Here is a 20,202-nt window from a genome sequence, read left to right on the forward strand (position 1 = left end):
CATGGAAAGGGTTCCCTGGCCGAGCTTGCGAGCTTAGGGGGTCCGTGGGGAGGGTAGTTGATGCCGGCAGGAATTGCGGGACGGCTTCTTAGCCGTCGCCGTCGGCCGGACCGTCGGCGCGGTGGCTGCCGTGGCTCACGCTGCCGCCGACCTCCCTGGGGACGGTTGCGCCGGAGTTGGCGGGGATCGCGGTCTTCGACGCCGGACGCGTCCGCCGGTACAGCTTGAAGAGCAGCGGCCACAGCAGGATGAGGCCCACGATGACGTAGATAACGACGGCGATCGGCTCGCTGAAGAGTCCGGCGGGGTCGCCGGCGCTGAGCTGGAGGGTCTTCCGGAGCTGGCCTTCGATGCGCGGGCCGAGGATCACGCCGAGGATGAGCGGCAGGACGGGCAGGCCGAACCGCCGCATCATGAAGCCGAGTGCGCCGAGGACCAGCAGGAGCACCAGGTCGAACGCCTGCAGGTTCACCGAATAGGCGCCCAGCGTGGCGAAGAAGAGGATGCCCGCGTACAGGTACGGCCGCGGCAGCTGCAGGAGCTTGGCCCACAGGGGAGCGAGCGGCAGGTTGATCAGCAGGAGCAGCAGGTTGCCGATGAAGAGGCTCGCGATCAGCGCCCACACCAGGGGGCCCTGGCTTGAGAACAGCTGGGGGCCGGGCTGTATGCCGTAGGACGTGAACGCGGCCAACATCACGGCCGCGGTGGCATTGGTGGGCAGGCCAAGGGCAAGCATGGGGGTAAGGGTGCCTGCGGCAGCTGCGTTGTTGGCAGCTTCCGGACCCGCCACACCTTCGATGGCGCCCTTGCCGAATTCCTCCGGGTGCTTGGTCAGGCGCTTCTCGGTGACGTAGGACAGGAACGTTGGAATCTCGGCGCCGCCGGCAGGAAGGGCGCCGAACGGGAAGCCGAAGGCGGTACCGCGCAGCCAGGGCTTCCAGGAACGGCTCCAGTCCTTCTTGCCCATCCAGGGACGGCCAACCGGAATGACGTGCAGCGGGGTGCGGCGCAGGTGGGCCGCTACCCACAGGGCTTCACCCACGGCGAAGATGGCTACGGCCACAACCACGATGTCCAGGCCGTCCGCCAGCAGCGGCTGGCCGAAGGTCAGGCGGCGCTGGCCGGTAACGGAGTCGATTCCCACCAGGCCGATGGCCAGGCCGAGGGCCAGCGAGGCAAAGCCGCGCAGCCGGGACGACCCCAGGACCGCGGTGACGGCCAGCAGGGCCAGGACCATGATGGCGAAGTAGCTCGGGGCGCCCAGGCTGACGGCGAACTCGACAACAATGGGTGCGCAGACGGCAAGCAGCGCGGTGCCGATGGTGCCGGCAACGAACGAGCCTATGGCCGCCGTCGCAAGCGCCTGCGCTGCGCGGCCCGCCTTGGCCATCTTGTTGCCTTCGATCGCCGTCACCACCGACGACGATTCACCGGGTGTGTTCAGCAGGATGGAGGTGGTGGAGCCGCCGTACATGCCGCCGTAGTAGATGCCGGCGAACATAATGAAGGCGCTGGTGGGTTCCAGTGCGTAGGTGACCGGAAGCAACAGTGCCACGGTCATGGCGGGGCCCAGTCCTGGAAGGACGCCGACGGCGGTGCCCAGGAGTACGCCGATCACGGCGTATAGGAAGTTCATGGGGGTTAGGGCGGTGGCGAAACCGTCCATCAGTGAGGACCAGACGTCCATCAGAGGATTCCTTCCAGGAGTCCGGCGGGCAGTGCGATGCCGAGGCCGAGGTAGAAGCCGTAGAAGGTGAGCAGGGCCAGGGCGAGGGAAATGATCCCGTCACGGATGTAGTGACGGCTGCCCAGCGCCAGGACGCTGCCCCAAAAAAGGACAGTGCCGGAGATGACCCATCCGGCCCAGTCGATGAGCAGGATGTTCAGGATGAAGGCTCCCGCCAGGGGCAGGATGGTCTTCCAGTCTGCGGGGTGGGTGAGGTCGACGTCTTCGCCGCCTTCCGCCTCACCCTGGCCGCCGCGGATGACGTTAACTGCCAGCAGGACAGCGCAGGCCACCAGTAAACCGGCCACAATGTACGGAACGGTCTTGGGACCGACCGGATCGGATTGGGAGTACGGGGTTACCAGGCGATTGGCGTCCAGGAAGACCAGGACGCCGGCCGCGCCGAGCAGGAGTGCAACTCCCAGCTCGGCGCGGCCTTTCAGGCCTGAAATCAGGGAGCTCACGCCAACCCAAGCTTGGTGAGGACGTCCGCCACCCGCTTGTCCTGGTCGGTGAGGAAGGCTTCGAACTCGTCGCCGGTGATGAAGGCGTCGGACCAGCTGTGCGTCTTCAGTGCTTCCTTCCAGCCCTCGGTGGCGTGCATCTTCTCGAGGGCGGCGATCAGGGATGCCTTGTCCTCGTCGCTGATGCCCGGAGGGGCCACGATGCCGCGCCAGTTAGTGAACACCAGGTCGATGTTGGATTCCTTCAGCGTGGGGGCGTCCACACCTTCAAGCCGCTCTTCACCGCTGGTGGCCAGGACGCGCACTTCGCCGGACTGGATCTGCTGCAGGAACTCGCCCGCGCCGGAGGCCGCAAAGCCGAGCTTGTTGCCGAGGATCGCCGGCAGGAGGTCGCCACCGCCGTCGTAGGAAACAAAGTTGACCTTGGTCGCGTCGATGCCCACGGCACCTGCAAGCTGCATCGGCAGGAGGTGGTCCGGGCCGCCGGGGGAAGAGCCGCCGCCCACGGAGATGGAAGCGGGGTCGGCCTTCCAGGCCTTCACCAGGTCGTCGATGGTCTTGTAGGGGGAATCCTTGCTGACCATGATGGCGCCCGGTTCTTCGATGAGGCGAGCCAGCGGGGTGGTCTCGGTCAGCTTCGACTCGGATTTGTTGGTGTAGCTGGCGCCAACGACGCCCAGCCCCATGAGCATGGCGAGGTCGCCGTTGCCCTTTTCGTTGACCACGCGGGCCAGGCCCACGGTGCCGCCTGCACCGGCGAGGTTGAAAACTTCAGTGTTGGTGGAGATCTTCTCGTCGTCGAGGACCTTGGCAGCTGCGCGGGCGGTGGTGTCGTAACCACCGCCCGGGGTGTTAGGGACCATGATCTGCAGTCCGGTGATGGGCCCGGCAGCGGCGCCGGAGCTTTCCGAACCGGTGGAGCTCTTGCCGGTGGCACCGCAGCCGGTGGCCATCAGGGCGATGCCGGCGGCGACGGCGGCGACTCGCAATGCGCGGATCTGGCGCATGGTGTTCCTCTTCTCAGTGATGCATGCTCTACGGGGGATGGCCAGCGAACTTGACCTTGTGCTTCGATGCTAGGTCCATCCGTGACGCCCATCACTCTTGTGTACGCAGAGAAAGTTAAGTTCATTGCGTTCACGTTTCCGGGGTCCCACATGGCCTCCGGCAGCAAGGCTCCGCGGCGTGCACGACGGCGGTCCCCGCTGGTTCGTGCATGCCCTGCGGTATAGTTCCGATACGCCGGGAGGGGACGGGCGGCGCGCCCCTGCGCACCAGCGACCGCGGGCACTTCAACCACCACTAAAGGAATCCACGCAGTGACTCGACGAAGAGGAATGTCCCTCGCCGGTCAGTACCTTGTGCTGCAGTTGCTGATTGTCCTGGCGGTGCTGGTGGCAGTGGTGGCCATTTCCCTTGCCCAGTCTGCTGCCGCCTTCGAGCGCACTGAGGGCCGCAGGGCGCTGTCCGCAGCCGAAGCCCTGGGCAACAACCCTGCGGTACGTGCTCTGCTGCCCGACGCGCAACCGCGGGTGGGGGCCGCCCTGCCCGCAGTGGCTGAATCCGTCCGGACCGTCTCGGGGTCTTCGCACGTGGCGCTGGCAAGGCTGGACCAGACGGTAGTGGCTGCTTCCGATCCAAGCCTGCTGGGCAATCCGCTGGAACTTGGCCCCAGCAGGGTGATGGAAGGCCGAGCCTGGACGGGCGTGGTGGGTGGCAGCGGCGCCACCGTCCTGTCTGCCCATGTGCCGGTGCTCGACGACGCCGGAAAAATGATCGGTATCGCCTCCGTCAGCCGCAACTACCCCTCCACCCTTGAGCGGCTGGGCGACGCCGTTCCCAACCTCCTGACCTACCTCGGCGTCGCGAGCGTCCTGGGTGTGGCCGGATCCCTGCTTCTGGCCCGTCGCGTCAAACGGCAGACCCTGGGCATGGAGCCCAGCGAAATTACCGGACTCGTGGAAAACCGGGAGGCCATGGTGCATGGCCTGAAGGAAGGCGTGGTGGCGTTGGATCCCCATGAGCGCATCACGGTGGCCAATGACAGCGCACGGATACTGCTGGGGCTTCCGCAGGACTGCGTGGGCAAGAAGCTCGCCTCCCTGCCCGTGGACCCCGCGCTCAAGGTGGTCCTGACCCGCGACCAACAGGACCCGGACCAGCTGGTGCTGGTGGGGGAGCGCCTGGTGGTGGCGAACCGGGTCCCCATCCGCTCCCGCGGCCGGGACATCGGCTCGGTCACCACCCTGCGGGACCGGACCGAGCTGTCCTCGCTGGAACGTGAGCTGGGGGCCACCCGCACCGCCACGGACACGCTGCGGGCCCAGGCCCATGAGTTCGCCAACCAGCTGCACGTCATCTCAGGCCTGATCCAGATTGGTGAATATGATTCCGTGGTGCAGTTCGTCAATGGGGCCACGGTGGACCGGACCAGGCTGAACGATGAAGTGACCAGCCGCATCCAGGACCCTGCGCTCGCCGCCCTGCTGATCGCCAAGTCCAGCCTGGCCACCGAACGCGGCGTGGCCCTTCAGCTCGATCCCGAGTCCGCCCTGCGCCAGGTCAGCGATGACCTCTCCCGGGACCTCACCACCGTGGTGGGGAACCTTGTGGATAACGCGTTCGACGCCGTTAGCGGACTTCCGGGCGCAAGTGTCCGCGTGCTCGTGGAGGACAGCGCGGACCACGTCACCGTCACCGTCCGCGACACTGGCCCGGGAGTCCCGGCCGAGGCTCTGGAGGAGATCTTCCGGCAGGGGTTCTCCACCAAGGAAACGGGACCGGCAGATGGCCGCGGTTTTGGGTTGGCCCTCTCACGGGTGGTCTGCCGGCGGTCCGGCGGCGACCTCACAGTGGCCAATGACAACGGGGCAGTCTTCACAGCACGATTCAAAAGAGGTACAACGCAGCCATGATCAAGGTGCTGATCGTCGATGACGACTTTATGGTGGCCAAGGTCCACGCCGGGTTCATCCAGCGGACACCCGGGTTCTCCGTAGTGGGGGTGGCCCATACGGGTGCCCAGGCCGTCCTTGAAACGGAACGGCTGCAGCCGGACCTGGTGCTGCTGGACATCCACCTCCCGGACATCAACGGACTGGACCTGATGCACCGGCTGCGGGACGTTGCCCCGGAGCTGGATGTACTGGTGATCAGCGCGGCCCGCGAGGTGGAAACGGTGCGCAAGGCCCTGCGCGGCGGGATTGTGCACTACCTGATCAAGCCGTTTTCGCAGTCCGACCTGCAGGAGCGCCTGGAGCATTACCGGAGCGCGTACCAGGGCCTGGATTCAACCAAGGACGTGGCGGAGCAGTCGGACGTGAACCGGGTGTTCGGCCTGGACCGGACGGAGCGGCCGCTTCCCAAGGGTTGCAGCATCGAGACGCTCAAGCTCGTGGAAGCAACGCTCAAGGGGGCCGACGGCGATCTGTCCGCGGCCGAGGTGGCCGAACAGCTGGGAACATCCCGGGTCAGCGCCCGCCGGTACCTCGAATACCTGCATGATGAAGGAACCCTTGAGGTACGGCTCAAGTACGGGGTGGGGCGTCCGGAGCGGCGCTACGTCCTCAAAGGCCAGTAAGCGGCGGCCCTTAGTCCTGAAGGACCGCCGCATCACTCGCCGCCCGGTGTGGGGCCGGGGAGGAACTCGGAGGGCAGCTCGGCCACCGGGACGATCACCATGTCCTGCACTTTCCAGTCCATGGCCACGCAGGCATCGCGGGCTGCTTTGAGCTGCTCAAGGGAGGGCGCGGCCTTTCCGGCCGGGACCACGAAGGACTCCACGTGGAACACGTGTCCCTCGTCGCGGATCCGCGACTTGGCATCCTCTGTCCAGTCGAGGCTGCGGAGGTACTCATCCAGTTGCCGGCCAAGCGGGTGGGGCTTGCCGTCGTCGTACGTCATGGCGCGCTTGTCCATCAGGGCCGAAACGGCGGCGCGGGTGTTTTTGAAGCCGTCGCGCAGGATGCTGGCTGAGATGATGAGCGCGGCAGCGTAGTCGGCCCACCATAGTCCGATGCCGATTCCCGCCACCCCGGCAACCGCCGCTATTGCCGTCATCCAGTCGGCCTTGTTCATGTCCGCATCAGCGTAGAGCACTTTGTCGTGCAGTTTCTCGGCGAGTTTCATTTTGGCCCGGCCAAGGAAAACCGGCGGCGCCGAAGTGATGATCATGACGGCCATCATCAGCCAGCCAAGCCAGATGGTGTTGCCGAAGAGCTCGATGCCCCCGATGGTGGGATGTTCAGCCTTGAGCAGGCCAAGCCCGGACTCCACCAGGAGGTAACCGCCCATCACCGTGAGCGCGACGGCGGCCACCAGGTGCGCCACCCCGGTGGACCGGTGGTAGCCATAGGGGTGGTTTTCGGAGGGAGGTTTGCGGATGGCGTGGGCCGCCACCAGGAAGGAGATGGGCGGCAGGAAGGAAAGCAGGTCCTCGATCCAGGCAGCCTTCATGGCCTGCGAGTTGCCCAGCACCAGGAACACCATGGTGGTGGTGACCACCAGGAAGCCCATGGTGGCCCATTCCACCCTGCTGGCCTTGCGCAGCGCCTCTTGCTGTTCCGGCGGCAGTTCGGTGTTCCCGAACCGGACGGCGTCATGGCTCGTGACGTCTGTCATTTCTGCTCCTTCACTGCCATCAGGAACTTATCGAGCTCAAGCAGGAAGGCGTTTTCGCCCAGCGGCACCAGCATGACGTGTTTGTGGAGGTTTCCGCGTTCGTCACGCGATTCCGCGTAGGGGCGGGTCACGCCGGCGTGCGTCACCCACGGTGTTTTGTCATCCAGACCGCCGATCACCAGGTCCAGCCCGCCGTGCTTGAGCTCTTCGGCCAGGACCTGCTCGGTGCCGGCCACCCACTCGACGTCCGCGCCGAGCCGCGCCGCGAAGTCCCGTACCAAGTCGGCCTCCGTGCCCTGGACGTCGCTGCTGCGCACATCTCCGCTGGCGTCCGCGGAGATCCGGACCCAGTCCCCGTTCATGCTCGCACCCACCCTGAGGGTTCCCCCCTGTGCCTTCTCCAGGGTTCCCTTGGGGTCGGCGGGGAAGCTGCCCGCGCAGCCGGTGAGCATCAGCAGGACGGCCAGCAGCAGTCCTGCCACCATTCCTCGGCCCCGCATTCCGCTTACTCCCTTCCTCCAGTAGAAAGTCCAATATTAGACAGCCTACTTACTTTTTGGGGTATGGTGCGGCCACACAATGACCGGCCACGGAAGGATGAGCGGGGAGAAGCGGAGGGCAGAGGGATCAGCGCAGCAGGGTCTCGATCAGGCGTGCGGCGACTTTCGCGGTCCTGCCGTCGATATCAAAGCCGGGGTTCAGCTCCGCGACGTCCAGGTGCAGCAGCTTCCCGGACCGGGCCACCTGGCGGCACACGGCACTGATGACCGCAAGGGGAACGCCGTACGCTGCCGGCGCGCTGACGCCCGGGGCCACCGCTGCCGGCAGCACATCGAGGTCAATGGTCAGGTACAGGGCGTCGATGTCCGCAAGGAACCCTGCCACGAAGTCCCGCACGCGCTCCGCGCCGCAGTCCTCGTCGAGCAGGTACCGGACACCCAGCTTCTGTGCGGTGTCGAAGAGGGCGCGGGTGTTGCTGGGTTCTGATATCCCGACGACGGCGTACCGGAAGTCGCGGCCGGCGGCGGCTTCGGCCCGGGCCATCTGGAGGAACGGGGTGCCGGAACTGGGTTCGGGCTCATCCCGCAGGTCGAAGTGGGCGTCGAGGTTCAGGACGCCCAGCCGCCGGCCTTCCTGGACGGCAGCGGATCCGGCCACGCCCAGGTAGCTGGCGTACGCGGTTTCGTGGCCGCCGCCCAGCACCACGGTGAGGTGTCCGTCGTCGAGCGTTGCCGTTACTGCCTTGCCGATCCGCGCCTGGCCGGCTTCAAGATCGCTGCCGGCAACCACCACATCCCCGGCATCGGCAAGAGGCCGGTCCAGATGGAACGCCAGCGGGCCAAGGGCGGCGCGCAGTGCAGCGGGGGCGGCGGCTGCTCCCGCCCGGCCCTTGTTCCGGCGCACTCCTTCGTCACTGCAGAAACCGAGCAGGACGGCGGGCTTTGGGGCGGCCCCTGTTGCAGCTCCACCTTGGTAGGGCGTGACGGCCTGCCACCAGCGGCGGTGCTCTGCGCCGTCACCGTCAAACCTGCCGTTCCAGGGCTGCGGCGGGACATCGACGGCGGGGATTGAGGAAGGCATGCCTCAAGCTCACCGCATGCCGGCGGCCAAAACCAGCAACGCCGCCGTCGTGATGTCTGGAATCCAAGAATCAGCAAGCTTCTAAAGACTAAAGCATCCACAAACCGTGCGGAGCGCTGAAGGGGCTATTGTGGAGCAATCCCTTCCCGGGACTGAAACGCCATCTTGCCGCGCCAGCAGGGCGCAACGATCCAGGCCGGAGAACAGCAACGTGTTTGAAGCCCCCAACATCCTGTTTGCGGCCGCGGGCCTTGCGGTGTTCATTGCCGCAGTGCTCCCCAAGCTGCTGCGCGACGTGCCCTTTTCCATGCCCATGGTCTTCCTTGGCGCAGGAATGGCGGCGTTCGCCCTGATTCCCACCCTTCCCGACCCCGACCCGTTAACGCATTCCGACTTTGTTGTGCACCTCTCGGAAATCTGCGTGATCATTTCCCTGATGGGCGCGGGTCTGGCCCTGGACCGGCCAGTGGGGCGTAAACGGTGGTCCACCACGTGGCGGCTGCTGGGGATCGCCATGCCCCTGTGCATTATTGCGCTGACCCTGCTGGGGCTGTGGTTCCTCGGCCTTGGCCTCGGCGCCGCCCTGCTGGTGGCCTCCAGCCTCGCGCCCACGGATCCCGTACTGGCATCCGAGGTGCAGGTGGGCGAGCCGGCAGACCACGAGGAGGGGACCAATAAAGAGGATGAGGTGCGGTTCGGGCTCACCTCCGAAGCTGGCCTCAATGACGGCCTGGCCTTTCCCTTTGTCTACCTTGCGATCGCCATCAGCATCGCCGGGCCATCCCCTTCAGCATGGTTCCCCGAATGGTTTGGTGTGGATGTACTGTGGCGGCTCGCCGTCGGGCTGCTCCTGGGCTTCCTCACGGGCAAGGTGCTGGCCAGGATATTCTTTTCGGCCCGGGCCGAAAGCCTGCGGCTCTCCAACCATTCGGAAGGCTTCGTAGCGCTGGCTGCCACGTTCCTGGCCTACGGCGTCACTGAGATGGTCGAGGGCTACGGATTCATCGCGGTGTTTGTCTGCGCGGTCACAATCCGCGCCGCCGAGCACACGCACGGCTACCACCGGGTGTTGCACTCCTATGTGGAGCAGTTGGAGCGGCTCATGACAGTAGTGATCCTGGTCCTGCTGGGCGGTGCAATCGCCCGCGGGCTGCTCGAAGGTGTTGGCTGGGCCGAAGTTCTCGTGGCGCTTGCCTTCCTGCTGGTGGTCCGGCCGCTGGCTGGCTGGGTGGGGCTGCTGGGCGGCAAAACCGGGCCCAGAGAGCGGATCGCCCTCTCGTTCTTCGGCATCCGCGGGATCGGCTCGCTGTACTACCTTTCCTATGCGCTGGGCAAAGGCCAGTTTGCGGACCAGGCGGAGTGGCTGTGGGCCTTCGTGGGCCTGGTGGTCGCCCTGTCCATCGTGATCCATGGGGCCACCACCTCGCCGCTTATGAACCGGCTGGACAAGCTCCGCGAGAAGAAGGCCCTCGCCGTGTCCGGCGACGAAGGCCTGGCTCCCAACACTCCCGTGTAACAGGCGCTGCGCCCGCCTGCCTGTGCCCGCAGGCCGGGGGCAGCAGGCTACATGCCTACGGCGGCCTCGATCGGACCGATCGCGAAGAACAGCAGGAATGCCCCGGCCACTGCCCACATCAGCGGGTGGACGTCCTTGATCCGGCCCTGGACAGTGCGGATCAGGACGAACGCTATGAATCCGGCGCCGAGGCCGTTGGCGATGGAGTACGTGAACGGCATCAGCGTGAACGTCAGGAAGGCGGGAATTGCGATGCCCCAGTCCTGCCAGTCGATCTTGCCCACCTGGGACACCATCATGAAGCCCACTACCACCAGGGCCGGGGCAACAGCCTCGAAGGGAACCAGGTTGATCAGCGGGGTGAAGAACATGGCCACCAGGAACAGCAGGCCGGTCACGATGGAGGCGATGCCGGTGCGGGCGCCTTCGCCGATGCCGGCGCCGGCCTCGACGTAGATCTGGTTGGAGGATACCGAAGCGCCGCCGCCGGCGATCGCGCCGAGCGCGTCCACCTGGAGGACCCTGTCGACGTTGGGAATGTTGCCGTGCTCATCCACCGTCCCTGCCTCGTTCGCAAGGCCCACCATCGTTCCCATGGCGTCGAAGAAGATGCTCAGCAGGATCACGAAGGCCAGCAGCGTGGCGGCCACGAAGCCGAGGTGCTCGAAGGCGCCGAACGGGTTGGCCTTGCCGATCAGGGACAGATCGGGAGCCGCCCATTCAGAGAAAGTAGGAGCCACCAGGGACCAGCCCTGGGGGTTGAAGGGTTTGCCTGGCTGGACGCTCGGACCGATCTGCAGCGTCATTTCCAGGATGACGGCAATAACGGTGGACGTGATGATGCCGATCAGGATTGCACCCTTGACCTTGCGCACCACCAGGGCGATGGTCAGGATCAGGCCAAAGACGAACACCGCGGTGGGCCAGCCCAGGAGCTTGCCCTCAAAGCCCAGCCCAACCGGAACGGTGGTGCCGGCCACGTCCGGGATGCGGCGGACAAAGCCGGCGTTAACCAGCCCAATCAAGGCAATGAACAGCCCGATGCCCACCACAATCGCCGTTTTGAGCCCCTCGGGCACGGCCCGGAATACGGCGGTACGGAAACCGGTGAGGACCAGGATCAGCATCGTGACGCCGGACAAGACCACAAGGCCCATCATGTCCGGCCAGGTGAGGCCCGGATTGGTGGCGACGGTGACGGCCACAAACGCGTTAACGCCCAGCCCGGTGGCCAGCGCGAAGGGATGCTTGGCCCAGGCTCCCATCAGGATGGTGAGGATGCCCGCAACAAAGGCCGTGACGGCGGCAACTGCCGGGAACCCGAGGGTGTTGCCGCTGGAGTCAGGTCCGGAGAGGATCAGCGGGTTCAGTACCACGATGTAGCTCATGGCGAAGAACGTGGCGAAGCCGCCGCGGATCTCGCGCGAGAAGTTGGAGCCGCGCTCGGTGATCATGAAATACCGGTCCAGGGCAGAGCCTTGCTTAAGCATTAGTCCTCCGGGGGAGTCTTTGGGGATACCTGAATCCTATGGGGGCTCCGGCAGGGTCACCGTCAATTTCGCCTAGTCTGTTAGGAAGCCAACACCAAGGGAGCAGTCCAAGCATGGGTTCCATCCGCCACTTACTAAGCTTCGTCCTCGGGTCCTTCATTTTTGCTGCCGCTGTCCTGGGCCTCGCCGGACCGGCTGCAGCACACGACGCCGCCGAGTCCAGCACCCCTGCCGAGGGCGCCACAGTGGCGGTGCCGCCGGAGCAGGTCTCGGTGACCTTCAGCAACAACCCTTTGGGTATTGGCTCATCCTTTTCCGTCAAGGATGCTTCGGGGGCAGAGTGGGCGGACGGGCCGGTGGACATCGTGGACAACGTGGCCAGCCAGAAGCTCAAGGCGGGCGGACCGGCAGGGCAGTACACGGTTGCTTGGCGGGTAGTGAGCTCCGACTCGCATCCCATCGAGGGGACCTTCACGTTCACGGCTTCTTCGGCAGCCGAGGGGGCTGCTTCCGCGGCGGGTTCAACGGCGGGTTCGACGGCGGCCGCTACCGTTCCCGGCATGGGAACCGCTGAGCCGGGCGTGACGGCGGCGCCGAAGAACACCGGCTCAGGGGAGCCGTTCCAGTGGAGCATCGTCATTTTCGCAGCGGCCGCGGTGGGCTTGCTTGTCACCCTCGCCATCCTGGCCCGCCGGAGGCTCGCAGCGGGCACCGATGACGAGGGCTGACCGGCACTAGCAGGGCAGGATCGCCAGGCTTCCGGTATACGGGAGAGCAGGGTTCTCCGGGTTGACCTTTGCGGAGATGGCCTGGCCCACCGTCTTGGCCTGGCGCAGGACCTCTTTGGGCGAGGGGGTGATCAGCTCCCCGACGCCTACCAGGTAGATGCCGATGGCACGCATGGCGGCAACGAGGTTCCGGCCCACCGAGATGCCGAAGTCGTTGATCATCCGCCGCAGCTGGCTGTGGGCGCACCGCGTGAGGACGATATGGTCCGCCACCAGGATTCCGGTGGGGGTATGAACCTCCCACTGCGGGACGGCATGTCCCGTCGACGTGGCATCCACCTTGGTCAGTTGAACGGCGCGGGTGGTGTTGCGGACATCCACATCGTGGCTGGCGGCATAGTTGCGCAGGTGCCGCAGGATTTCGTTCCGTTCCCGCAGGTTAGCCGAGTCCGCTGCATCGCAGCGCTGCAGTGAGGCTGTATTGGCCGGCTGTGCGGCGCCCAGGATGTCCAGTCCGTCCACCACTATCGAGTCCACCCCGCGGCGGCACAGTTCAGCGGCCACGGCCAGGCCGGACAAGCCGGTGCCAATGATCACAGTGGTGGTCTGTTCGGTCCCGGCATTCCCAGGCATGCTTGACACTACAGTTTCCTCCTTCGAAGCTTCGGCAGGTGCGGGCGTCGTCGCCCGCGCGCGTTCCGTTACCCCCAAAGTCCGGCCGCAGTGCGTTGCCGGGCAGCTCTGACAGGAAATTGCAGCAGGCGTCCCGGACCAACAATGTCCTGAAGACTACAGAAGATTCGCGGCGCTGGATAGCCCAACCCGTAAAGATTCGCCTGCTGGTGAACACGCTTTCCAATGTGCAGGCCAGAGCCTGTGGATAACCGCCGTTTCCTGCCCTGAACAGGCTTGCTAAGCAACGGTGGACGGAGAATAGTGAGAACTGGAAGCGGACCTTCCTGAGCAGCGGCGGCTGCCATACGGGTGCACGGGGAACGGCCTGCTTTCTGGCAGAATAGCCGCAACATCAGGCAGTATCGCGAGGAGGCGGCCCAATGGGCGCACAAGAGTTGCATCCGGACCCGGCGAGGGACAGCGGTGGCGCTCATGCCGCTCCCGACGGGATCGTTGTGGGCGTGGACGGATCGGACCACGGCCAGTGCGCGCTGGTGTGGGCAGCCCGTGAAGCCCGGCGCCGCCGTCGTCCACTGCATATCGTTACCGCTTACTCGGTGCCGATCTTTGCCGCGTCCGGCCTCGACGGCGGTTACGCCACCGTCGATGATTCAGTCATCCGCGAAGGTGCCGAAGCGGTGGTCAAGCAGGCCCTGGAGAAGGTCTCGGCCTACGACATTGACGTGAGCGCCTCGGTGGAAAACGGTGATGCGTCCGGTGTGCTGCTGGAAATGTCCCAAACAGCAGAGCTCCTGGTCTGCGGCACCCGCGGCCGCGGCGGGTTCGTTGGCAGGCTCCTCGGCTCCGTCAGCAGCGCGCTGCCGGCGCACGCGAAATGCCCTACGGTCACCGTACCGCTGGTCTGCTCGGACCGGCTGGGCGAAACCACTGAGGACCGGCGCGTGAAAGCAGAACAGGCCAAGGCCGGGCACCAGCGCGTGGAGAATGTGGTTGTCGTCGGTGTGGACGGCTCTGAACAGGCACGGGTAGCCGTGCTCGAAGCCGCGGACCAGGCTGAGCGGCTGGGTGCATCGCTCCGGGTTGTCTGTGCGGTTCCGCAATACAGCGGCTCGCTGGCCTGGGTTCCTGCTCCGATGGACCGTAAGGCGCTTTTCGCGGATATCCAGGTGACCCTTGATGCGGGGATGGCCTGGCTGAGGAGCCACTACCCCAACCTGCCCGCAGAATCTGAGCTGACGGACGGTTCCCCGGTTGACATCCTGGTGGAAGCAAGCCGTCACGTGGAGCTGGTGGTCGTGGGGACCCGCGGCCGCGGCGGCTTCACCGGGATGCTCCTGGGATCCACGTCGGACGGCGTTCTCCACCATGCCAAGGGTCCCGTTATGGTGGTTCCGGACCGCGAGGACCCGCGCCTGGCCGACCGGGCCCGCTTCGGGCCGATCCTCGGCGCAGCCTGACCAGATCCTGCGGCAGGGAGCGTCATCATGGCAGCCGACCCACCAAGGAAGGCCGGGCGGGTTTCCGGTCCACCGGACGGAAATACCGCCCCCGGCCTCATCCTTCGCCTCAGTCATGTTGACGGCGGCATGCTTCCCCTCGTGGGAGGCAAGGCCGCCAACCTCGGTGAACTGACAGCAGCGGGCCTGCCGGTGCCGGACGGGTTCTGCCTCACCACCCAGGCCTACCGCGAAGCCACCGGGACGGTCCGGGCCGGGGTGCTCGCAGAGCTGGGGAACCTGCAGGCCGCGCGTCAACCGGGAACCCCGGGCCAGGCCGCTGAACTGGCCGCTGTGGCCGGCAGGATACGGGAGACTATCCGCGCCATCCCGGTTCCGGCCCGGATTGTTGCCGCCGTGGAGAAGGCATATGCAGCACTGGGGAAGGCGACTCCAGTGGCCGTCAGGTCCTCCGCCACGGCGGAGGACCTTCCGTTTGCGAGCTTCGCGGGCCAGCAGGACACGTACCTGAATGTCGTAGGCATCGAGGCCGTCCTCGAGGCAGTGCGCAACTGTTGGGCCTCCCTCTGGACAGACCGGGCAGTGGCTTACCGGGCAGCACTGGGGATCGCGCCGCACGAAGTAGCCCTCGCCGTCGTCATCCAGCGGATGGTTGACGCCGCAGCGGCCGGGGTGATGTTCACAGCAAATCCCTTGACTGGGCGGCGGCGGGAGGCCGTCATCGATGCCGCCCCAGGGCTGGGCGAAGCGGTGGTTTCCGGCGTTGTCAATCCGGACCACTTCGTGGTGGATACGGACAAGGGCCGGATCCTTGAGCGGAAGCTGGGCGACAAGCGCGTTATGGTGCGGCCGCTTCCGGGTGGCGGAACGGAGACGCAGGACCTCGCCGGCGCGGCAGAAGCCTCCAGCCTGACGGACGGGCAGGCACTGGAGCTTGCCGCCCTCGGCCTGCAGGCCGAGCGGCACTTCGGGTCCCCGCAGGACACCGAATGGGCCATCGACACCGGCGGCGCCCTCTGGCTGACCCAGTCCCGGCCAATCACCACCCTCTACCCGATCCCCGAGAGCCGTTCTGCCGGAACCGGAACCAGGGTCTACCTGTGCTTCAGCCTGGCCCAGGGCCTCACCCGGCCCCTCACGCCGATGGGGCTGGCGTCGCTGCGGCTCGTTGCCTCTTCAGTAGCCAAAGCGGCCGGCTTCGCCGTCCCCGAACCCCGTGACGGTCCCCCGCCGTTCGCCGAGGCTGCCCAGCGCATCTACTTTGACCTCACCACGCCAGTCAGGAGCAACGTGGGCCGCCGGATTCTTCCACGGATTTTTGACGTGATGGAAGCCAGGTCAGCCATGGTGCTGCGCCACGTTTTTGATGATCCCCGGTTCTCTGTGACCCGCAGGACACCGCTCGGGCTCGTGCGCCATGTCCTGCCGGCGGCGGTGCGGTCCCGTGTCCCGGAATCGGTGCTCCGGGGACTGTTCCGGCCCAAGTCGGCCCTGCGCCGCCTGGACCGCTTCACCCGGCAATTCGCCAAAGACCTCGAACTCGAGGCAGGAGCGGGGCCAATTAGACGGCTGGACCACGCGGAGCGGCTCCTGGGAGGCCGGCTTTTTGCGATTGTGCCCGCCATCCTGCCACTGCCCGCACTGGGCTTCGCGATGCTCTGGTTGGCAGGAAAGCTGCTGGGCGGAAAGGACCGTGGGAAGGACCTGCAGAAGGTGCTCCGGGGCCTGCCTCACAACGTGACCACAGAGATGGACCTCGACCTGTGGCGCCTGGCCTCAGCCATGAAGGACGACCGCGAGTCACGTGCGGCCCTGGAGACGCTGGAGCCATCCGTGCTGGCAGCGGAGTTCGACGCCGGGCGCCTGCCCCCTGTCCTGCACGCGGGCATGGCGCGGTTTCTCGAACGCTACGGGCACCGGGCCGTAGCCGAAATCGATGTGGGCCTGCCCCGGTGGTCCGACGACCCCACGCACATCCTGGGTGTGCTGGCCAACTACCTGCGCCTCACTGATCCCGCCATGGCGCCGGAGGTGCAGTTTAGCCGGGCAAATGCAGAGGCTGAGGCGGAAGTGGAGCGGCTGGTTGCAGAGGCGCGCAGCCGCGGCAGGGCACGTGCGCTGCTGGTCGGAGCCGCGTTGCGCCGCACCAGGCTTTTCGCCGGGCTGCGGGAACTGCCCAAGTACCAGTTGGTCCTGGGCATCGCTGAAGTACGGAAGCAGCTGGCCCACGTGGGAGCTGTGCTGGCAGCGGATGGCAAGCTGGAGAGCCCGGACGACATCTTCTTCCTCGACTTCGAGGAAGCCCGGCAGGCATTGGGCGGCGGCAGCGACAAGGGGGCCAACCAACCGCGGAGGCTGCGCGGACTCGTCCTGGAGCGCCGTGCCGCCTATGCCAGTGAACTGGGCAGGCGCCACATCCCCAGGGTCCTGCTCTCTGACGGCAGCGAGCCTGAGGTGCTGCACGCCGCGGGTGCTGCGGTGGCCGACGGTGCGCTGTCCGGCAGCCCCGCCTCGGCAGGTTTGGTCACGGCCCCTGCCCGGGTCATCCTGGATCCCGTTGGTGCACATCTCGAAGCCGGGGAAATCCTGGTGGCACCGTCCACCGATCCTGGATGGACTCCCTTGTTCCTGACGGCCGGCGGCCTGGTGATGGAAATGGGCGGACCCAACTCGCACGGTGCAGTGGTGGCGCGTGAGTACGGCATCCCCGCCGTGGTGGGGGTTCCCGATGCCACCGCCCGGCTTGCCACCGGACAAAGAATAACGGTCGACGGCGGCGCCGGGACCGTAGTGCCCGAGTAGCACCCCTGCGGACCGCCGGGCAGGTGTGGGGAGTGGTCCCGAGGCGTACCCTTGGACTATGGGCTCCAAGGACGGAGACGGCCGGACAATGAACGACAGTTTGAACCGCCGGAGTAAGAACGGCCCGGATACGAACCGGGCTGTAAGGCACGGCATGAACCGCGCCTGGTTGCGGTGGGTGCCGGCAGGGGCGGTGCCTGCGGTGATCGCCGCTGGGGTTCTCGCTGGATCCCTTCCGGCGCGCGCCGGCGATCCATTGCCTGACAAGACCCCCGCCGAAGTGGTCGCCCTGCTCGCCGGTCACACGACACACACGTTCTCGGGCACCATCGAACAATCTTCGGAGCTGGGGTTGCCGGAACTGCCGGCAACGGGTCCCACCTCCGGCCCTGCATCTGCCGGCGGTGCAACATCCATCATGGAGTTCCTCACCGGTGAGCACACGGCCAGGGTGTTTATGGACGGCAAGGCCAAGGCGCGCATCCAGGTGGTTGACCGGCTCGCCGAGCGGGACATCATCCGCCGCGGCAACGACGTCTGGTTCTACTCGTCAAAGGACAACTCCGCCGCCCACCTGACCCTGCCGGCTCACGCCCGGGACCTTCCGCTGACCGACCCGGGCAACACCGGGACGCCGCCACTGGCTGAACCCGAGCCGGATATGCCGGTCCCGCCCACACCCCAGGAGCTTGCCGACAAGTTCCTGGCCGCGGTTGACAGTTCGACTGCCGTGTCCGTGGGTCCCGAAGTGGAGGCCGCCGGGCGCCCTGCCTACAATCTGCTCCTTGAGCCCCGCACCGAAGGCACGCTGGTGGGCACGGTGGCCATCGCCGTCGACGCAGCGAACGGAATGCCGCTGTCCGTGTCGGTGACGGCACGCGGTGCCGCCCAACCTGCCTTTAGCGCCGGATTCACCAGCCTGTCCCTGGATGCTCCGGACGAGGCACTGTTCAATTTCGTCCCGCCGCCGGGCAGCACCGTGGAGGAGCTCCAGTTCCGCCATCCCGAAAGCTGGCTGCCGAGTTCAGGGCTCCCGGGTGATCCTGGCACGCACACGGCTCCGGATGACTTGGCGGAGAACATCAAGGACAAAGCCCGGGAACATCTGACAGGCACTGGCTGGGAAACGGTGGTGGAAGTCCCGGCGGAGGCAGGGGCAGCCGCTGCCGCGAATACTTTGCTTTCCGGGAACCCGCTCCTGGCCCAGGCCGCCGTCGCCGTCCCTGGCGGGCGGTTGCTCTCCACCACGCTGTTCAACGTCCTGCTCACCGACGACGGCCGGATCTTCGCGGGCATGGTACCGCCGGAGAGGCTGCAAGCCGCATCAACCGCTCCGTGACCGGGGCCGCAGGAGGCCCCGGCTCCCGGGCTTATGGCCTGACCATCGAGACGCAGGGGCTGACTAAACGCTTCGGGCAGCAGTTGGCCGTGAATGACATTAATCTGTCGGTGCCTCCCGGCGCCGTCTTTGGGTTCCTGGGGCCCAACGGCTCCGGAAAAACAACCACCATCCGGATGCTGTTGGGCCTTGCTGCTGCCTCAGCGGGAACCGTTCGCCTGCTGGGGATGGACATGCCGGGCAAGTTCCAGGACGTCCTCCCGCGCGTGGGGGCGCTGGTGGAGGGCCCGGCCTTCTATCCCTTTCTCTCCGGCACCGCGAACCTCCACCGGCTTGACGCCGCCACCCGGCATGCCGCCCCCGCCACCCGCAAAGCCCGGGTGAGCGAGGCCCTGGAACGGGTGGGATTGGGTCACGCAGCCGGCAAACGGGTACACGCCTACTCGTTGGGTATGAAGCAGCGGCTGGGCATCGCCAACGCCCTGCTGTCACCCCGGGAACTGCTGGTGCTGGACGAGCCCACCAACGGCCTGGACCCGCAGGGCACACGCGAAGTGCGCAACCTGGTCCGATCCCTCGCGGCAGACGGGACCACCGTTTTTGTTTCGAGCCACCTGCTGGCCGAGGTCGAACAAATTTGCACGCATGCAGCAGTCATGAGCGCCGGCCGGCTCGTGGCCCAGGGTCCGCTGCCGGAATTGCGCCGCTCCGGAACCGCCGGCATCCGGCTGGTGACGCCGGACGCCGCGGCTGCCCTGGACGTTTTGGCGCGCCTTGGGCTATTTCCGGAGCCAGCGGCTGCGCAGTCGGATGGCGCGGTGGTGACGGCGGCGCTTGCCGGAAACCCCGCCCCTGAAGACATTGTGGCCCACCTGGTGGAGGCCGGCGTCCGGGTCCGTGGCTTCGCGGTGGAACGTGAAAGCCTTGAGGACCGCTTTGTCGCCTTGACGGGGGAGGGGTTCGATGTTGCCCAGTAGCGCACGGGCTAGTGGAACACATGGCGCAGAGGCTGGGGCAACACCGCGCGGATCCGGGCTTTCCCTCCTCTGGTCCGAACTTCGGGTGTTGTTCGGACGGCGGCGCACGTGGGCCTTGCTGCTCGCGCTGGCCGCAATTCCGGTTATGGTCGCAGTGGCCGTCAGGATCTCCTCAACGGTTCCCCCGGGGCGGGGCCCTGCTTTCCTTGACCGCATCACGCAGAACGGGCTGTTCGTGGCCTTCACCGCCATGCTGGTGTCTGTTCCACTGTTCCTGCCGCTGACCGTGGGCGTGGTGGCAGGGGACACCATCGCGGGCGAGGCCAACATGGGAACGCTGCGGTACCTGCTGGTTGCTCCCACAGGCCGGGTACGGCTGCTTTTGGTGAAGTACGCGGGGGCGCTGGCCTTCTGCCTGGCTGCGCCCGTCACCGTGGGCCTGGCCGGTGCCGCCATTGGGGCCGCGCTGTTCCCGGTGGGCCCGGTGACTTTGTTGTCCGGGGACGTGATCGAGCCGCCGGAGGCCGCACTGCGCATCCTCCTGATTGCGGCCTACCTGTCGGTTTCCCTGGCCGGGCTCTCCGCGATAGGTCTCTTCCTGTCCACCCTCACCGTGGTTCCGGTGGGGGCCATGGCCGCCACGGTGGTGGTCTCGGTGGTGTCCCAGGTCCTTGATCAGTTGCCGCAGCTGGAGTGGCTGCACCCGTGGCTGTTCAGCCATTACTGGCTGGGGTTCGGTGACCTGCTCCGCCAGCCTGTGCTGTGGGACTCCTTCGCCAGCAATGCCCTGCTGCAGGCGGGGTACGTGGCCGTGTTCGGCGCGCTCGCCTACGGACGTTTCGTCACCAAGGACGTGCTGAGCTGAG

General features: G+C 66.5%; 17 protein-coding genes. 9 read left to right on the plus strand and 8 right to left on the minus strand.

Annotated features, from left to right (window positions below):
* Positions 1-88: 88 nt before the first annotated feature.
* The 3 genes from AC5RUQ_RS04405 to AC5RUQ_RS04415 are packed head-to-tail and all read right to left on the minus strand — an operon-like array spanning position 89 to position 3,197.
* Positions 89-1,687: a tripartite tricarboxylate transporter permease gene (locus AC5RUQ_RS04405; protein ID WP_493946175.1), complete on the minus strand. Its 1,599-nt coding sequence runs from the start codon at positions 1,685-1,687 to the stop codon at positions 89-91.
* Positions 1,687-2,190 (minus strand): tripartite tricarboxylate transporter TctB family protein, encoded by a 504-nt coding sequence (locus AC5RUQ_RS04410; protein ID WP_430229063.1) that lies wholly within the window; start codon positions 2,188-2,190, stop codon positions 1,687-1,689. Before AC5RUQ_RS04410 ends, AC5RUQ_RS04405 begins: the two co-directional genes overlap by 1 nt.
* On the minus strand, positions 2,187-3,197 hold the full coding sequence (locus AC5RUQ_RS04415) for a Bug family tripartite tricarboxylate transporter substrate binding protein (protein ID WP_493946176.1): 1,011 nt from the start codon (positions 3,195-3,197) through the stop codon (positions 2,187-2,189). The genes AC5RUQ_RS04410 and AC5RUQ_RS04415 overlap by 4 nt, the downstream gene beginning before the upstream one ends.
* A gap of 330 nt (positions 3,198-3,527) precedes the next feature.
* Here AC5RUQ_RS04415 and AC5RUQ_RS04420 point away from each other — a divergent pair, with 330 nt between their 5' ends.
* Positions 3,528-5,105, plus strand: a complete 1,578-nt coding sequence (locus tag AC5RUQ_RS04420) for a sensor histidine kinase (protein WP_493946398.1) — start codon at positions 3,528-3,530, stop codon at positions 5,103-5,105.
* Positions 5,102-5,770, plus strand: a complete 669-nt coding sequence (locus AC5RUQ_RS04425; RefSeq protein ID WP_493946177.1) for a response regulator — start codon at positions 5,102-5,104, stop codon at positions 5,768-5,770. The genes AC5RUQ_RS04420 and AC5RUQ_RS04425 overlap by 4 nt, the downstream gene beginning before the upstream one ends.
* A gap of 32 nt (positions 5,771-5,802) precedes the next feature.
* Here the strand turns inward: AC5RUQ_RS04425 and AC5RUQ_RS04430 are convergent, their stop codons facing one another.
* The 3 genes from AC5RUQ_RS04430 to hutG all read right to left on the minus strand — a co-directional run bounded on the left by AC5RUQ_RS04430 (position 5,803) and on the right by hutG (position 8,391).
* Positions 5,803-6,810: a cation efflux transmembrane domain-containing protein gene (locus tag AC5RUQ_RS04430; RefSeq protein ID WP_493946178.1), complete on the minus strand. Its 1,008-nt coding sequence runs from the start codon at positions 6,808-6,810 to the stop codon at positions 5,803-5,805.
* Complete coding sequence (locus tag AC5RUQ_RS04435; RefSeq protein ID WP_493946179.1) at positions 6,807-7,310, minus strand: transporter substrate-binding domain-containing protein; 504 nt, start codon at positions 7,308-7,310, stop codon at positions 6,807-6,809. The genes AC5RUQ_RS04430 and AC5RUQ_RS04435 overlap by 4 nt, the downstream gene beginning before the upstream one ends.
* Positions 7,311-7,437: 127 nt before the next feature.
* Complete coding sequence (gene hutG, locus AC5RUQ_RS04440; protein ID WP_493946180.1) at positions 7,438-8,391, minus strand: formimidoylglutamase; 954 nt, start codon at positions 8,389-8,391, stop codon at positions 7,438-7,440.
* 211 nt (positions 8,392-8,602) lie between these two features.
* On the opposite strand from hutG, the gene AC5RUQ_RS04445 reads away from it, so the two are divergent.
* Positions 8,603-9,907, plus strand: a complete 1,305-nt coding sequence (locus tag AC5RUQ_RS04445; RefSeq protein ID WP_493946181.1) for a cation:proton antiporter — start codon at positions 8,603-8,605, stop codon at positions 9,905-9,907.
* A 47-nt stretch (positions 9,908-9,954) separates the two neighbouring features.
* Here the strand turns inward: AC5RUQ_RS04445 and AC5RUQ_RS04450 are convergent, their stop codons facing one another.
* Positions 9,955-11,397, minus strand: a complete 1,443-nt coding sequence (locus AC5RUQ_RS04450) for an NCS2 family permease (RefSeq protein WP_163164800.1) — start codon at positions 11,395-11,397, stop codon at positions 9,955-9,957.
* Positions 11,398-11,510: 113 nt separating this feature from the next.
* Here AC5RUQ_RS04450 and AC5RUQ_RS04455 point away from each other — a divergent pair, with 113 nt between their 5' ends.
* Complete coding sequence (locus tag AC5RUQ_RS04455; protein WP_493946182.1) at positions 11,511-12,125, plus strand: copper resistance CopC family protein; 615 nt, start codon at positions 11,511-11,513, stop codon at positions 12,123-12,125.
* Between the two features lie 6 nt (positions 12,126-12,131).
* On the opposite strand, the gene AC5RUQ_RS04460 is transcribed toward AC5RUQ_RS04455, so the two are convergent.
* On the minus strand, positions 12,132-12,758 hold the full coding sequence (locus tag AC5RUQ_RS04460; RefSeq protein WP_493946399.1) for an NAD(P)-binding protein: 627 nt from the start codon (positions 12,756-12,758) through the stop codon (positions 12,132-12,134).
* Positions 12,759-13,180: 422 nt separating this feature from the next.
* On the opposite strand from AC5RUQ_RS04460, the gene AC5RUQ_RS04465 reads away from it, so the two are divergent.
* From AC5RUQ_RS04465 to AC5RUQ_RS04485, 5 genes are all read left to right on the plus strand, one after another.
* The gene (locus tag AC5RUQ_RS04465; protein ID WP_493946183.1) at positions 13,181-14,218 is read left to right on the plus strand and encodes a universal stress protein; all 1,038 of its coding nucleotides are present in this window, start codon (positions 13,181-13,183) and stop codon (positions 14,216-14,218) included.
* A gap of 27 nt (positions 14,219-14,245) precedes the next feature.
* Positions 14,246-17,020, plus strand: coding sequence for a PEP/pyruvate-binding domain-containing protein (locus tag AC5RUQ_RS04470; protein WP_493946184.1), 2,775 nt, complete (start codon positions 14,246-14,248; stop codon positions 17,018-17,020).
* 154 nt (positions 17,021-17,174) lie between these two features.
* Complete coding sequence (locus AC5RUQ_RS04475; protein WP_493946185.1) at positions 17,175-18,359, plus strand: LolA family protein; 1,185 nt, start codon at positions 17,175-17,177, stop codon at positions 18,357-18,359.
* A complete protein-coding gene (locus tag AC5RUQ_RS04480) occupies positions 18,356-19,336 on the plus strand; it encodes an ABC transporter ATP-binding protein (RefSeq protein WP_493946186.1) in 981 nt (326 codons plus the stop codon). The genes AC5RUQ_RS04475 and AC5RUQ_RS04480 overlap by 4 nt, the downstream gene beginning before the upstream one ends.
* The gene (locus AC5RUQ_RS04485; protein WP_493946187.1) at positions 19,323-20,201 is read left to right on the plus strand and encodes an ABC transporter permease; all 879 of its coding nucleotides are present in this window, start codon (positions 19,323-19,325) and stop codon (positions 20,199-20,201) included. Before AC5RUQ_RS04480 ends, AC5RUQ_RS04485 begins: the two co-directional genes overlap by 14 nt.
* Position 20,202: the final 1 nt, after the last annotated feature.

This window comes from Arthrobacter sp. MDT2-3 (assembly GCF_059090465.1).